The sequence below is a fragment of the Faecalibacterium sp. AF28-13AC genome (genome assembly GCF_003478405.1).
GTDB classification, from domain to species: domain Bacteria; phylum Bacillota; class Clostridia; order Oscillospirales; family Ruminococcaceae; genus Faecalibacterium; species Faecalibacterium prausnitzii_E.
This window is the reverse complement of the sequence record NZ_QUFG01000002.1, coordinates 375,556-389,901: the sequence shown is the minus strand read 5'-3', so window position 1 is coordinate 389,901 and position 14,346 is coordinate 375,556. Positions and strand designations below refer to the sequence as shown.

Annotated in this window: 8 protein-coding genes, 2 tRNA genes, 2 rRNA genes and 1 other annotated feature; all 12 genes read right to left on the bottom strand. The window is 58.4% G+C overall.

Going from position 1 to position 14,346, the window contains the following annotated elements:
* A 23S ribosomal RNA gene (locus tag DWY95_RS04420) occupies window positions 1-2,725 on the bottom strand; the annotation flags it as partial.
* 205 nt (window positions 2,726-2,930) lie between these two features.
* Window positions 2,931-3,007 (bottom strand) — tRNA-Ile (locus DWY95_RS04415).
* A 3-nt stretch (window positions 3,008-3,010) separates the two neighbouring features.
* A tRNA-Ala gene (locus DWY95_RS04410) sits at window positions 3,011-3,086 on the bottom strand.
* Window positions 3,087-3,211: 125 nt separating this feature from the next.
* Window positions 3,212-4,722: ribosomal RNA gene (locus DWY95_RS04405) — 16S ribosomal RNA — on the bottom strand.
* Between the two features lie 397 nt (window positions 4,723-5,119).
* Complete coding sequence (locus tag DWY95_RS04400) at window positions 5,120-5,794, bottom strand: sigma-70 family RNA polymerase sigma factor (RefSeq protein ID WP_097791706.1); 675 nt, start codon at window positions 5,792-5,794, stop codon at window positions 5,120-5,122.
* A 21-nt stretch (window positions 5,795-5,815) separates the two neighbouring features.
* A complete protein-coding gene (spoIIAB, locus tag DWY95_RS04395) occupies window positions 5,816-6,256 on the bottom strand; it encodes an anti-sigma F factor (RefSeq protein ID WP_097791705.1) in 441 nt (146 codons plus the stop codon).
* 2 nt (window positions 6,257-6,258) lie between these two features.
* On the bottom strand, window positions 6,259-6,585 hold the full coding sequence (locus DWY95_RS04390; protein WP_097791704.1) for an STAS domain-containing protein: 327 nt from the start codon (window positions 6,583-6,585) through the stop codon (window positions 6,259-6,261).
* 89 nt (window positions 6,586-6,674) lie between these two features.
* Complete coding sequence (locus DWY95_RS04385) at window positions 6,675-7,940, bottom strand: folylpolyglutamate synthase (RefSeq protein WP_118552526.1); 1,266 nt, start codon at window positions 7,938-7,940, stop codon at window positions 6,675-6,677.
* 4 nt (window positions 7,941-7,944) lie between these two features.
* Window positions 7,945-8,454 (bottom strand): VanZ family protein, encoded by a 510-nt coding sequence (locus DWY95_RS04380; protein WP_097791702.1) that lies wholly within the window; start codon window positions 8,452-8,454, stop codon window positions 7,945-7,947.
* Window positions 8,455-8,459: 5 nt separating this feature from the next.
* Entirely contained in the window at window positions 8,460-11,165 is a 2,706-nt protein-coding gene (locus DWY95_RS04375) for a valine--tRNA ligase (RefSeq protein ID WP_118552525.1), read from the bottom strand.
* 59 nt (window positions 11,166-11,224) lie between these two features.
* Window positions 11,225-11,459 (bottom strand) — a binding site (T-box leader).
* Window positions 11,460-11,503: 44 nt separating this feature from the next.
* Window positions 11,504-12,484 carry a glycosyltransferase gene (locus tag DWY95_RS04370; protein WP_118552524.1) on the bottom strand — a complete coding sequence of 327 codons (981 nt, stop codon included), beginning with the start codon at window positions 12,482-12,484 and terminating at the stop codon, window positions 11,504-11,506.
* Window positions 12,485-12,527: 43 nt separating this feature from the next.
* Window positions 12,528-14,318, bottom strand: coding sequence for a bifunctional homocysteine S-methyltransferase/methylenetetrahydrofolate reductase (locus tag DWY95_RS04365; protein ID WP_118552523.1), 1,791 nt, complete (start codon window positions 14,316-14,318; stop codon window positions 12,528-12,530).
* Window positions 14,319-14,346: the final 28 nt, after the last annotated feature.

The following is a 14,346-nucleotide window of genomic DNA, read 5'->3' as shown; positions in this document are numbered from 1 at the left end:
TGGGATATCTTATCTTTGGGTCGGCTTCACGCTTAGATGCTTTCAGCGTTTATCCGATCCGTACGTAGTTGCCCAGCTATGCTCCTGGCGGAACAACTGGTGCGCCAGAGGTACGTCCGTCCCGGTCCTCTCGTACTAGGGACAGCTCCCATCAAATATCCTGCGCCCACGACAGATAGGGACCGAACTGTCTCACGACGTTCTGAACCCAGCTCGCGTACCGCTTTAATTGGCGAACAGCCAAACCCTTGGGACCGAATACAGCCCCAGGATGCGATGAGCCGACATCGAGGTGCCAAACCTCCCCGTCGATGTGGACTCTTGGGGGAGATCAGCCTGTTATCCCCAGGGTAACTTTTATCCGTTGAGCGATGGCATTTCCACTCACATACCACCGGATCACTAACTCCAACTTTCGTTACTGCTCGACCCGTCAGTCTCGCAGTTAGGCTCGCTTCTGCGTTTGCACTCTTTTGCTTGATTTCCGTTCAAGCTGAGCGAACCTTTGAACGCCTCCGTTACTCTTTAGGAGGCGACCGCCCCAGTCAAACTGCCCACCTAACAATGTCCCCCGACTCGATTCAGAGCCGCAGGTTAGAATTCCAATATCGCAAGGATGGTATCCCAACGTCCTCTCCATGACCGCCAAAGCGATCACTTCCCAGAGTCCCATCTATCCTGTGCATGCAACATCGAAACCCAATATTAGGCTACAGTAAAGCTCCATGGGGTCTTTCCGTCTTGTCGCGGGTAACCGGCATCTTCACCGGTACTACAATTTCGCCGGGCGGGCTGTTGAGACAGTGCCCAAATCATTACGCCTTTCATGCGGGTCAGAACTTACCTGACAAGGAATTTCGCTACCTTAGGACCGTTATAGTTACGGCCGCCGTTCACTGGGGCTTCGATTCAATGCTTGCACATCTCCTCTTAACCTTCCAGCACCGGGCAGGCGTCAGCTCGTATACGTCATCTTTCGATTTAGCACAAACCTGTGTTTTTGGTAAACAGTTGCTTGGGCCGATTCTCTGCGGCTCCATCTCTGGAGCACCCCTTCTCCCGAAGTTACGGGGTCAATTTGCCGAGTTCCTTAACAACCCTTCTCCCGTTGGCCTTAGAATCTTCTTCCTACCTACCTGTGTCGGTTTGCGGTACGGGCACCTCAGAAATCCACACAGCTTTTCTCGCCATCTTCCATCCCAGACTTCGGTACTATTTTCCCTCGATCTCTACCGGAACCAACACCCGGCTCTGAGACTTCTTATGTGTCCCTGTGCTTAACTCTTTTGGTGGTGACGGAATCTCTACCGTCTGTGCATCGGCTACGCCTTTCGGCCTCACCTTAGCTCCCGACTAACTTGGAGCGGACGAACCTTCCTCCAAAAACCTGAGGCTTTCGGCCATGCAGATTCTCACTGCATTCGCGCTACTCATTCCGGCATTCTCACTTCTATACACTCCACAGCCGCTTGCGCTACTGTTTCGCCGCGTATACAACGCTCCCCTACCCAATGTATTACTACATTGCCTAAGCTTCGGTGCCAGGTTTAGCCCCGTTAAATTCTCCGCGCAAAGACGCTCGACCAGTGAGCTATTACGCACTCTTTGAATGAGTGGCTGCTTCTGAGCCAACATCCTGGTTGTCTGCGTATCTTCACATCGTTTTCCACTTAACCTGACTTTGGGACCTTAGCTGTAGATCTGGGCTGTTTCCCTTTTGACAATGACATTTATCTGACACTGTCTGACTCCCAGGCATCAATATTCTGGCATTCTGAGTTTGATAAGCTTCGCTAACCTCTCGGCCGCTAGGCTATTCAGTGCTTTACCTCCAGATATCTAACCTGAGGCTAGTCCTAAAACTATTTCGGGGAGAACCAGCTATCTCCGGGTTCGATTGGAATTTCTCCGCTACCCACAGTTCATCCGCCGCCTTTTCAACGGAGGTCGGTTCGGTCCTCCATGGAATTTTACTTCCACTTCAACCTGACCATGGGTAGGTCACCCGGTTTCGGGCCCATTGTATGCAACTTAACGCCCTTTTCAAACTCGCTTTCGCTTCGGCTCCAGTCCTGAAGACCTTAACCTTGCTGCATACAATCGCTCGCCGGACCGTTCTACAAAAAGTACCCTATCACACTTTGACGTGCTCTAGGTGCTTGTAGGCACAGGGTTTCAGGTTCTTTTTCACTCCCCTCCCGGGGTGCTTTTCACCTTTCCTTCACAGTACTATACGCTATCGGTCACTGGGTAGTATTTAGGGTTGGAGGGTGGTCCCCCCATCTTCCGACCAGGTTTCACGTGTCTGGCCGTACTCTGGAACTTGCTCAGCTCTTGTCGTTTTCACCTACGTGGTTCTCACACTCTCTGACCGGCCTTCCCATGCCGTTCGGTTAACAACTCAAGTCTTAAATGCAGTCCGTACCCCGGAAGTCTTTCGACTCCCGGTTTGCCCTCTTCCGCGTTCGCTCGCCACTACTTACGGAATCTCGTTTGATGTCTCTTCCTCGCCCTACTTAGATGTTTCAGTTCAGGCGGTTCCCTCGATCTACCTATTTTGAAGTTCAGTAGATCGTACCTGAGTATGAACCCAGGTGAGTTTCCTCATTCAGAAATCTCCGGATCAATGCTTATTTGCAGCTCCCCGAAGCTTATCGCAGCTTATCACGTCTTTCATCGGCTCCCAGTGCCAAGGCATTCGCCCTGCGCCCTTGTTCGCTTGACCTTTCAAACGTTCTTTCAAGAACATTTGGTATCCTCTTGATTCTCTCTTGCCAACGAAGATTATGTTACCCTTCCTTTTGAAATTGTAATATTTCTTAAAAAGAACTTACTATAATCTTTGTTTCGCAGTTATTATTCAGTTTTCAAGGTACGTCTTGGTGATGTCCCTCAAAGCCCAGTTTCCTGAAACTTCGATTTTCATCACATGGTGGGCCAAAATGGACTCGAACCATCGACCTCACGATTATCAGTCGTGTGCTCTAGCCAGCTGAGCTATTGGCCCATGTGGTGGAGATTAAGGGAATCGAACCCTTGACCCCCTGCTTGCAAAGCAGGTGCTCTCCCAGCTGAGCTAAACCCCCACATAAGGTTTTGAGTAACCCCTTTTCAGGGCCCTCAAAATCGAACAATATCTACTCTACTTGTCTCTGTCACCTGTTCCAGAAAGAAACCATCTTCGATGCTTCCTTCCTGCCTGACTCCTTAGAAAGGAGGTGATCCAGCCGCAGGTTCTCCTACGGCTACCTTGTTACGACTTCACCCCAATCACCAGTTTTACCTTCGGCGGCGTCCTCCTTGCGGTTAGACTACCGACTTCGGGTCCCCCCGGCTCTCATGGTGTGACGGGCGGTGTGTACAAGGCCCGGGAACGTATTCACCGTGGCATGCTGATCCACGATTACTAGCAATTCCGACTTCGTGCAGGCGAGTTGCAGCCTGCAGTCCGAACTGGGACGTTGTTTCTGAGTTTTGCTCCACCTCGCGGTCTTGCTTCTCTTTGTTTAACGCCATTGTAGTACGTGTGTAGCCCAAGTCATAAAGGGCATGATGATTTGACGTCATCCCCACCTTCCTCCGTTTTGTCAACGGCAGTCTGGCCAGAGTCCTCTTGCGTAGTAACTGACCATAAGGGTTGCGCTCGTTGCGGGACTTAACCCAACATCTCACGACACGAGCTGACGACAACCATGCACCACCTGTCTCTGCGTCCCGAAGGAAAGACATATTTCTATGTCCGTCGCAGGATGTCAAGACTTGGTAAGGTTCTTCGCGTTGCGTCGAATTAAACCACATACTCCACTGCTTGTGCGGGCCCCCGTCAATTCCTTTGAGTTTCAACCTTGCGGTCGTACTCCCCAGGTGGATTACTTATTGTGTTAACTGCGGCACTGAAGGGGTCAATCCTCCAACACCTAGTAATCATCGTTTACGGTGTGGACTACCAGGGTATCTAATCCTGTTTGCTACCCACACTTTCGAGCCTCAGCGTCAGTTGGTGCCCAGTAGGCCGCCTTCGCCACTGGTGTTCCTCCCGATATCTACGCATTCCACCGCTACACCGGGAATTCCGCCTACCTCTGCACTACTCAAGAAAAACAGTTTTGAAAGCAGTTCATGGGTTGAGCCCATGGATTTCACTTCCAACTTGTCTTCCCGCCTGCGCTCCCTTTACACCCAGTAATTCCGGACAACGCTTGTGACCTACGTTTTACCGCGGCTGCTGGCACGTAGTTAGCCGTCACTTCCTTGTTGAGTACCGTCATTATCTTCCTCAACAACAGGAGTTTACAATCCGAAGACCTTCTTCCTCCACGCGGCGTCGCTGCATCAGGGTTTCCCCCATTGTGCAATATTCCCCACTGCTGCCTCCCGTAGGAGTCTGGGCCGTGTCTCAGTCCCAATGTGGCCGTTCAACCTCTCAGTCCGGCTACCGATCGTCGCCTTGGTGGGCCATTACCTCACCAACTAGCTAATCGGACGCGAGGCCATCTCAAAGCGGATTGCTCCTTTTCCCTCTGGTCGATGCCGACCTGTGGGCTTATGCGGTATTAGCAGTCGTTTCCAACTGTTGTCCCCCTCTTTGAGGCAGGTTCCTCACGCGTTACTCACCCGTTCGCCACTCGATCGAAGAAGCAAGCTCCTTCTCTCTCGTTCGACTTGCATGTGTTAGGCGCGCCGCCAGCGTTCGTCCTGAGCCAGGATCAAACTCTTTATAAATGATATTTATCACTTAAAAAGTGTTAAATCTTCTTCGCTCAGCACGCAATCGCTTGCGTCCTGTGTGAATTACTTTGTTTGGAATTGTTTACCGTGTTTTTCCAACACGAAAATAGGTTCCGTTACAAGTTTTTCGATATTGTTCAATTTTCAAGGTCCTGTCTCTCAACCTCAGCGGCTGATAGCTTAAATATTCTACCAGATTTGGTTTTGAATGTCAAGCACTCTTTCAGAAGTTTTTGAATTTCTTGGAAGAACTCGTGGAACTTCGTACTTTTTCATCCGTTTTTGTTGAGATTTGTCTGTCAGACGTCCGCCTGACAGTAATGTATTTTAGCACATCCCCGGACAAAAAGCAAGCCCTTTTTTCAACTTTTTTCAAGAAAATCCAATTTTCTTACTCTTCCAGCAATTTTGCCCGCATCAGCTTGAGGAGCTTGCGCTCCCGCCGGGAGATCTGCACCTGGGTGGTGTGCAGGATCTTTGCCGTTTCGCTCTGGGTGCGGTTCGCATAAAAGCGCAGTCGGATGAGGCGCTGGTCTTCCTCCGGCAGCGTCCCCAGGACCTCTGCCAGACCGATTTTATCCGCCAGCGCCTCTTCGGGCGATTCTACCGGGATGTCGATCTGGCGGTCCGGTTCATCCCGATTCTCCGGCGTCAGGCTCATGACAGGCTGCGCTGCCTGAACGGCCAGTGTGATGTTCTCCACGCTCTCCCCCAGCTCTTCCGCCAGCTGCGAAAGCGTCGGCTCGGTGCCGCAGAGCTTCCGGTGATGCTCCCGCGCTGCGTTGATCCGCAGATTCAGTTCTTTCAGTGACCGGCTCACCTTGACCGTGCCCCCATCCCGGAACAGCTTTTTGATCTCGCCGAGGATGACCGGCACCGCGTAGGTGGAAAAGCAGACGCCGCGCTCCGGGTCAAAGGCATCGCAGGCTTTGACGAGCCCCATGCAGCCTGCGCTGTAAAGGTCGTCGTATTCGATGCCGCGCCCCCGGAAGCGTCCGGCGCAGGAATGCACCAGCCCCAGGTTCTGTTCGATAAATTCACTGCGCCGGGTCTTGTCCGTTACCATCGTATCCCCTCGTTTTCTTTTTTATGTAGAGGGCTTTTCCTCCAGTCGCTTGGTCAGGGTGACGCGGGTGCCGTGCCCCGGTGTGGAGCTGACCCGCACCTTATCCATAAAGCTCTGCATGACCGCGAAGCCAAGGCCGGACCGCTCTTCGGGGTTTCCGGTGGTGAACAGCGGCTCCATCGCCTTGGGGATATCCGGAATGCCGACGCCCCTGTCTGCCACCGTGATCTTCACCAGCCGCCCCGGATAGACCGCCAGTGTCATCACGATCGGGCCGACCCGGTCCGGGTAGGCGTGAACGATGCAGTTGGTGACCGCCTCGGACACGGCCGTCTTCAGGTCTGCCAGCTGGGGCACGGTGGGGTCGTACCGGGCCAGAAAGGCCGCCGCTGCGCCGCGGGCATAGGCCTCGTTGACGCTGAGAGAGTCAAATTGAATTTTTGTGGTGTTTTCCGCTTTCATCCTCATTCCTCCTGTTCTTCCCGGCCGGGCTCGTCCGCGCACGGAATGCCCGCAAGCCGCAGCACACGGCGCAGCTGTTCCGGGGCGTGCTGGATGCGCAGGGTCCCGCCGAGGCTCCGCGCACAGCGCTGCCGCCCCAGAATGAGCCCCACGCCGGACGAATCCATAAAGCCCACCCCGCCCAGATCCAGCACCAGCGTGTGAGGTGTGCGTGTGAGCAGCGCATCGTCCAATTGGATGCGCAGGTCCTGCGCGGCATCGTGGTCGATCTCGCCCGCCAGATAGGCATAGAGCAGATCGTCCGCCGCGCTGAAGGTCACAGTCGCCATGTTATCAACTCCTTGATGGCATAAAAAAGAGCCTGTACACAGCTTCAGTGTACAGGCTCTTCGGGGTAGATTTTAGAAAATGGTGTCGCTCAGCGGGCTTCCAGCTTCTGTTCGGCTTCCAGCGCGATGGCTTCGCTGCCGCAGATCAGAAGACCGCGGCGGCTGTTGGCTCTGGCCAGACCGATGGCTTCGTCCAGGCTCGTGCAGCGCTCAGCGTCGAAGTGATACCGAGCCTTTTCCAGCAGGCGCTCGGTCAGGGCGTCGTCGATGCCCTGCGGCGTGACGAGGAACACCTTATCAAAGGGGCTGTCACTCATGCCGGGCATGGACTGTTTGTCCTTCTTCTGCTCATCCGGGGTCAGACCGGTCTCCAGCGCGGTGAAGAACGCCTCAGCGCCTTCTTCCTCGGTCAGGCCGATGACGGCGCTCAGATGGCGCACCTTGGCCATATTGAGGACGCGGAGCAGGGCCATGGCCTGCTGCGGGGTGCGGCAGGCGTCCAGAATGATGAGCGGGCGCTGCGACAGCACCCGGATGCTGCTGCGGTTCTCGACGGCAGCAAGGCCTTCGAGGATCGCTTCGTCCGGGATGTCGAGGCCCTTTTTGCAGAGGGCCAGCGCCGTCTCGACTGCAATGGCCGCGCTGCCCGCCGCATGACGGCCCAGAAAGGCCAGCGGCACGGTGTAGCCGCCGTAATCCACCCTGCTTGTGAATTTCTCGGCTTCGAGGAAGGTGATGTCGTCCGGGTCCGGCACGACCAGTTCACAGTCCTCGCGGCCAGCCGCCACGATGAGCTCGCTCAACGCGGCCTTGGGCTGCTCCGGTGCGGTGACGCAGATGGCACCTTCCCGCATGACGCCCGCAGCCAGAGCCGCCGAACGCTCCACCGAGCGGCTCACGCCGTCCGGGCCGATGGAGGTCACCACGCAGACCGGCATGTGGGAGAGCGCTTCGGCCAGACCGGCATCCGGCAGCTCCACCACCGCCAGCCTGCAGCCCGCAGCCCCAAAGCAGACGGCTGCTGCGGCCAGCTCTGCCGCTGCGCGGGGCAGCGGCTTTGCACGGCTCAGCGTTTCCGCTGCGGCGCAGAGCAGGGCATCTGCCACCGGCTCGCCGTTGATGCGGACCCGCTGTTCCAGCGGCTCGCAGCCTGCACGGTACAGGCCGGTGACGAAACCGGCGGCCTGAAGCACGGCTGCCGTCAGGGCGGCGGCAGCGGTCTTGCCCGCCGTGCCGGCCACACCCACATAGGCCACCTGCTGCGCCGCTGCGGGCAGCGCTGCGCGCAGTTCTTCCGCCGGGGCGAACCCCTCCGGCAGAGCAGCAAAATATTGATTTGCCTGTTCGATGGTCATTGCGTCAATCCTCGTTTCGATGTTTATAGAGCAGGATGCACATCCGGATGAGCCCCAGCAGGATCAGCCCCACGATGAGGCCGGTCATCACGCCGGAAAAATCGATCCAGACGTCTGTCACCTGGCTGCTGCGCCCCGGCACGAACAGCTGGATGGTCTCATCGGTCAGCGCCGTGAGCAGGCCGCCCAGGATAGGCCACGAGACATGCTTGAGCACATGTTTGGTGTAGACCCGCAGGCAGAGCATGAACAGGAAGCCCTCCAGCAGATATTCCGAGAAGTGCGCCAGCTTGCGGATGATGTGCATCGTGAGATGGTTTGCCGCGCCGGGCATGCCCAGCTTGCGCAGAACCTTCTGCATGAAGTCCAGCACCCGTCCGCTGGCTCCCTCGGAGACGGTTGCTACCTGCATCGAGTTCGAGAAGATGAAGACGATGCAGCCGATGAGCGCAAAGGTGAAGATGACCCGCCAGGCGATGAGCCAGGGCGAGGTGCGATTTGATGTTTCTGCCATTGTATTTAACCCAGCGCCTGGATGCTCTGTTCGATGTTGGCCAGCTTATCCTGGCTCTTTGCGTGCTTTGCACGGATATCCTCGACCAGAGCCGCCGGGGCGCGCTCCACGAACTTGGGGTTGTTGAGCTGGTTTTCGAACATGGCCAGTTCCTTTTCGGCCTTGGCCTTTTCCTTGTTCAGGCGGGCCAGCTCCTTCTCGCGGTCGATCAGCTCCATCATGGGGATAAAGCCGCGGGCCGCGTGGGTGGAGACCTGCACCATGCCGTCGGTGCTGCCCTCGTACTTGGCGGTGAAGGTCACCTCGGTGGCAAAAGCGAACTTTGCCAGATAGACCTGTGCGTTCTGGAACGGGGTCGCATCGGCGGTCTCGATGATCATGCTGGTCTTCTTGGCGGGGTGGACGTTCATCTCGGTGCGCATGGTACGCACCGCCTTGATGTAGTCCATGACCTTCTCAAAGGCTTCCTCTTCCTCCGGCCAGTTGTGGGCCTCGTCCACGGTCGGCCAGGCCTGGGTCATGATGGTCTCGGCAGAGCCGGGCAGCGCCTGATACAGCTCCTCGGTGACGAAGGGCATGAAGGGGTGCAGCAGCTTGAGGGCCTTGTCCAGCACATACACCAGCACACGGCGGGCGGTGTCAGCCTGCTCGGCATCGCCGGAGTTCAGGCGGGGCTTTGCGATCTCAATGAACCAGTCGCAATAGACATCCCAGATGAAGCTGTTGATCTTGGCAGCGGCCAGACCCATCTCGTAGTGGTCGAGGTTGTCGGTCATGGCACCGGCCACCTGGTTCAGTTTGGTCAGGACCCACTTGTCGCTCATGTCCAGCCGGTCGTCGGCGGGCAGGCCCGGCGCAAAGTCTTCGGGCAGGTTCATCAGCACGAAGCGGGTGGCGTTCCACAGCTTGTTTGCAAAGTTGCGGGCAGCCTCCACCTTCTTCTCGCTGTAACGCATATCGTTGCCGGGGGTGGAGCCGTCCAGCAGCATAAAGCGCAGGGCGTCCGCGCCGTACTTGGCGATGACCTCCAGCGGGTCGATGCCGTTGCCCAGGCTCTTGGACATCTTGCGGCCCTGGCTGTCGCGGACGATGCCGTGGATGCAGACGGTGTCGAACGGTGCCTTGCCGGTATAGGCCAGGCCGGAGAAGATCATGCGGCTGACCCAGAACCCGATGATGTCGTAGCCGGTAACGAGGGTGTTGGTGGGGTAGAAATACTTCAGGTCGGCGCTGTCCTCATCGGGCCAGCCCAGTGTGCTGAAGGGCCACAGTGCAGAGGAGAACCAGGTATCCAGAGTATCCGGGTCCTGGGTGAACTTGCTGCCGCCGCACTTGGGGCAGGTGCAGGGGGCGTCCTTGGCGACCACGGTCTCGCCGCAGTCATCGCAGTAATACGCCGGGATCTGGTGGCCCCACCACAGCTGGCGGCTGATGCACCAGTCGCGGGTGCCCTTCATCCAGTTCATATAGTTCTTGGTGAAGCGCTCCGGCACGAACTTGATCTCGCCCTTTTCCACGCTTTCAATGGCGGGCTTTGCCAGCGGCTCCATCTTGACGAACCACTGCTTGGAGACCATCGGCTCGATGGTGGAGTGGCAGCGGTAGCAGGTGCCGACCTCGTGCTTCAGAGGCTCGATCTCCTTCAGGAAGCCACCCTCCTTCAGGTCGGCCAGGATGGCCTTGCGGGCTTCGAGGGTGGTCATACCGGCATACTTGCCGCAGTCCAGCACTTCCGGCTCGTTCACGGTGTTCTTGCCTGCGGCGAAGATGGCATCGGCCGCCGCCTTGTCGGCAGCGCCGGTCATGCGGCCGTCGTAGGTGAAGACGCGGACGATGGGCAGGTTGTGGCGGAGGCCGACCTCAAAGTCGTTGGGGTCGTGGGCCGGGGTGATCTTGACGACACCGGTGCCCTTGGTCATGTCGGCGTGTTCGTCGCAGACGATGGGGATCTCCTTGTTCAGCAGCGGCAGGATGACATGGCAGCCGTGCAGGTGCGCATAGCGGGGGTCCTCACCGTTGATAGCGACGGCGGTATCGCCCAGCATGGTCTCCGGGCGGGTGGTGGCCAGCTCCAGCATCTCGCCGGTCTCCTTGACCGGGTAGAGCAGGTGCCAGAAGCTGCCGTCCTTCTCCTCATACTCGACCTCAGCGTCCGAGATGGAGGTGTTGCAGTGCGGGCACCAGTTGACCATGCGGTTGCCGCGGTAGATCAGCTGCTTGTCGTACAGGCGGACGAACACTTCCTTGACGGCATCCGAGCAGCCCTCATCCATGGTGAAGCGTTCCCGCTGCCAGTCGCAGCTGGTGCCGAGCTTCTTCAGCTGGCTGACGATGCGGTTGCCGTACTTGGTCTTCCAATCCCAGGCGCGCTCCAGAAAGCCGTCGCGGCCGACCATCTCCTTGGTCAGACCCTCGGCGCGCATGGCCTCCACGACCTTGGCCTCGGTGGCGATGGACGCATGGTCGGTGCCGGGCACCCACAGGGCAGCGTAGCCCTGCATCCGCTTGGTGCGGATGAGGACATCCTGCATGGTGTTATCCAGTGCATGGCCCATGTGCAGCTGGCCGGTCACGTTCGGCGGCGGCATCACGATGGTGTAGGGTTTCTTGTCGGGGTCTGCTTCCGTGTGGAAGTAGCCGCCGTCCAGCCAGAACTGGTAGATGCGGTCTTCCACCTGGCTGGGGTCGTACTGTTTTGCGAGTTCTTTCATAGGGGTTCCTCCCAAACTGTTGATGACGTGGGACGAAAAAAGCCGCCCCACGGAACGTTCCATGGGACGGCTGTAAATCAATTACACCGCGGTACCACCCAAATTGCACAAAAAGCGCCTTGCATTTTTGTGCCCCTTGATGCCCCGATAACGTGGGACAGGCCCGGAGGCGACTACTGATTTCCCCGCCTCTGCTCAAAAGCGACAGCGCATCCCCGCACACTTACCGGCTTTCACCTGCCCCGGCTCTCTGGAAAGCTGCCTGCGATGCACACTCTTTTTCATTGCATTTATACAAAGAATATAGCCGTTTTTGGGCGTTTTGTCAATCTCTTTTTTCAGAAACCGATCTTGTTCATCCAGCTTTTGGTCAACAGCGCCGCGCGGTACAGCGTTGGAGAACAGAGGAACAGCCGGAACTTGATCCGGTCGGCCCGCGAGCCGCTCCCGCTTTTCAGCAGGGTCTTTGCCAGCGCGTTCATCCGGCCGCGCATCTCTGCGCACCACCGCCGCTGCGCCGGCTGCAGGTCCTTCCGCCTGTGGGCCTGCGCAAACACCAGCATCGACGTCTTGGCTGCTTCTATGGCAAGCCTGGTGAGCTGCTGCTCCTGCTCGAAGCAGGCCCGCTGGAAAATGCCTTCTGCCAGATCCATCGTTTTCTGGGGCGAATCGGTATGGATGATGCTGCCGCCCCGCTGCACATAAAAATACAGCGGCTTTGCTGCAATCGTGATCCGTTCACACTGCCAGTAGAACTGATGCGCCGTGTATTCATCCTCGTGGATCTTCCCCACCGGAAAGCGCACCATTTCAAAGAGCTCCCGCCGGTACAGCCGGTTCCATGCCACTTTGAAGTGGCCTCGGTTCATCTGTTCCAGCGCCCCCACACGGTCGAGCACCTTGTCTTCCTCCAGACGATACGACGACGGAAGCGGTTCTCCGGCTTCCGTCACCAGCAGGTAATCGCAGACCGCGATCTGTGCCCCGTCCCGCTGGGCGTAGGTGAGCAGTGTCTCGTACATCTCCGGGGCGATGCTGTCATCGCTGTCCACAAAACCGATCCATTCCCCGCGCGCAGCCTCCACCCCGGTGTTCCGCGCAGCGGAAAGTCCGGCGTTCTTCTGGTGGATGACCCGGATGCGCGGGTCGCGCGCTGCTGCTTCCTCGCACAGCGCCGGGCAGTTGTCCGGGGAGCCGTCGTCTATGAGAAGGAGTTCAAAGTCCCGGAAGGTCTGCGTCAGAATGGAATCCACACATTTTTCGAGGTAGGCTTCCGTTTTATAGACCGGGACAATGATGCTGATGGTCGGTTCTGCCATAGACTGTCGCTCCTTTCATCGAATCGTTTTGCCGTTTCCCTCTTCAGGACTCCTGCAGCACCTCGGTGCGGAGCCGGGCGATGAGCCGTTCCATCAGGGCGACCCGGTTGAAGGGAGTCATCAGATAAAAGCCGTCGGCATAGGGCAGGGCCTCCCGCGCCATCTTCAGCGAGATGGCAAGGCCCAGCTCCTCGCCCTGGGCGCGGTCCAGCCCGGCAAACTGCCGGATGATGTCCTCCTCCACATGGATGCCGTTGATCTCGTTCTCCATGAAGACGGCGTTCCGCTGGCTGACCACCGGCATGATGCCCGCCAGGATCCTGGCCCGGCTGCCCAGCACCTCCCGCGCATGGCGGAGGTTCTCCACCGCCTGCCCGGACAGCACCGGCTGGGTCAGGAATCCGGACATGCCGTGTTCCAGCTTCTCACCCGCCCGGCGCAGTTCCACTTCAAAGTTGCGGGCATTCAGGTTCAGCGCACCAAAGACGGTCATCGCCGACGGCATCTCGCGTCCCTCGCCTGCCAGCGAGACGATGTACTGCGCCAGCTTGCGGGAGTTGAACTGATAGACGTTCTTCACCTCGTCCCGCTCCGCCGTGGGGATGGGGTCGCCGGTGATGGCCAGCACCTCCCGCACTCCCTCGGCATACAGCCCCAGCAGCAGCGCCTTGGTGGCGTTCAGGTTGCGGTCCCGGCAGGTCATGTGGGGCAGGGTGCACATCCCCAGCTCTCGGTGCACCCGGCAGGCCACCAGTGAGGAATCCATCCGGGCCTGCGCGATGGGGCAGTCCGCAATGGTCAGCAGGTCTGCGCCCGCCGCCTGCAGCTTCCGTGCCCCCTCCAGATAAGCCGTCAGGTCTGCATTGCGGGGGGAGTCCAGCTCAATGGCAATGACCTTTTCGCCCGCGTTCAGCTTGCACAGGAAGGCGTCCTCGTTTTCCACCGGTTTTGCCTCCGGTGTGGAAAATTCTTTCGTCCGCGCCGGAGCCGCCGTTTCGGGCAGGGCGTCCAACGCAGCCCGCAGGGCCGCGATGTGGGCCGGTGTCGTGCCGCAGCAGCCGCCCAGAATGCGGACCACGCCGTCTGCCGCCAGCCCGCTCAGTTCTTGCGCAAAATATTCCGGCTTGCCCTGATACCGCACCTGCGTCCGGGTCACGACCGGGTAGCCCGCATTCGGCATCACCGACAGCGGCAGTGCACTGCTCAGGCTCCGGGCCAGCGTGCGCATCGCGCCGGGGGCCGACACACAGTTCAGGCCCACCGCATCCACGCAGCCGCTCTCGCTCATCCGGCGGACAAGGTCTTTGCAATACAGACCTTCGCGGGTGTAGCCGTCCGGCAGCACCGCAAACGAGACGAGCACAAAGGTGTCCGGCTCCGCGGCCTTGAGTGTGCGCACAGCCTCCAGAATGCCTGCATCCGAGCTCAGCGTCTCGAACAGGAAGTTCTTTGCCCCCAGCTTCCGGAACTGCTCGGCCACTGCCGTGTAGACCTGCGCCGCCGGGAGCGCTTCGGTCTCCGGAGCCGGGCCAAGGTCTGCAAACACGAAGGCTCCGGCCGGCGCCGCTGCCGCCTCGGCCAGCTTCCAGCCCGCTTCGGCCAGCGCTTCCCAGCCCGGCGTATGCGCCGCCGCCATCCGGGGCAGGCCGAAGGTATTGGTCTTGATGGCATCCGCCCCGGCTTCCAGATATTCCCGGTGGACTGCCTGCACCCCGGCCGGGTCGGTCTGGTTTGCCCGCTCGCACTCAATGCCCGGTGCCGCTTTATAATAGGTACCCATGCCGCCATCGAACAGCAGCGGCCTGCGGGATAAGAATTCTCGAATATCGTTCATATAAAAGCCTCTTTTTCCTATTTCGCTT

Excerpts from the sequence above, each read along its gene's own strand:
- DWY95_RS04370 (WP_118552524.1), bottom strand. The coding sequence starts at position 12,484 with ATGGCAGAACCGACCATCAGCATCATTGTCCCGGTCTATAAAACGGAA.
- DWY95_RS04375 (WP_118552525.1), bottom strand. The coding sequence starts at position 11,165 with ATGAAAGAACTCGCAAAACAGTACGACCCCAGCCAGGTGGAAGACCGC.
- DWY95_RS04400 (WP_097791706.1), bottom strand. The coding sequence starts at position 5,794 with ATGGTAACGGACAAGACCCGGCGCAGTGAATTTATCGAACAGAACCTG.
- spoIIAB (WP_097791705.1), bottom strand. The coding sequence starts at position 6,256 with ATGAAAGCGGAAAACACCACAAAAATTCAATTTGACTCTCTCAGCGTC.
- DWY95_RS04390 (WP_097791704.1), bottom strand. The coding sequence starts at position 6,585 with ATGGCGACTGTGACCTTCAGCGCGGCGGACGATCTGCTCTATGCCTAT.
- DWY95_RS04365 (WP_118552523.1), bottom strand. The coding sequence starts at position 14,318 with ATGAACGATATTCGAGAATTCTTATCCCGCAGGCCGCTGCTGTTCGAT.
- DWY95_RS04380 (WP_097791702.1), bottom strand. The coding sequence starts at position 8,454 with ATGGCAGAAACATCAAATCGCACCTCGCCCTGGCTCATCGCCTGGCGG.
- DWY95_RS04385 (WP_118552526.1), bottom strand. The coding sequence starts at position 7,940 with ATGACCATCGAACAGGCAAATCAATATTTTGCTGCTCTGCCGGAGGGG.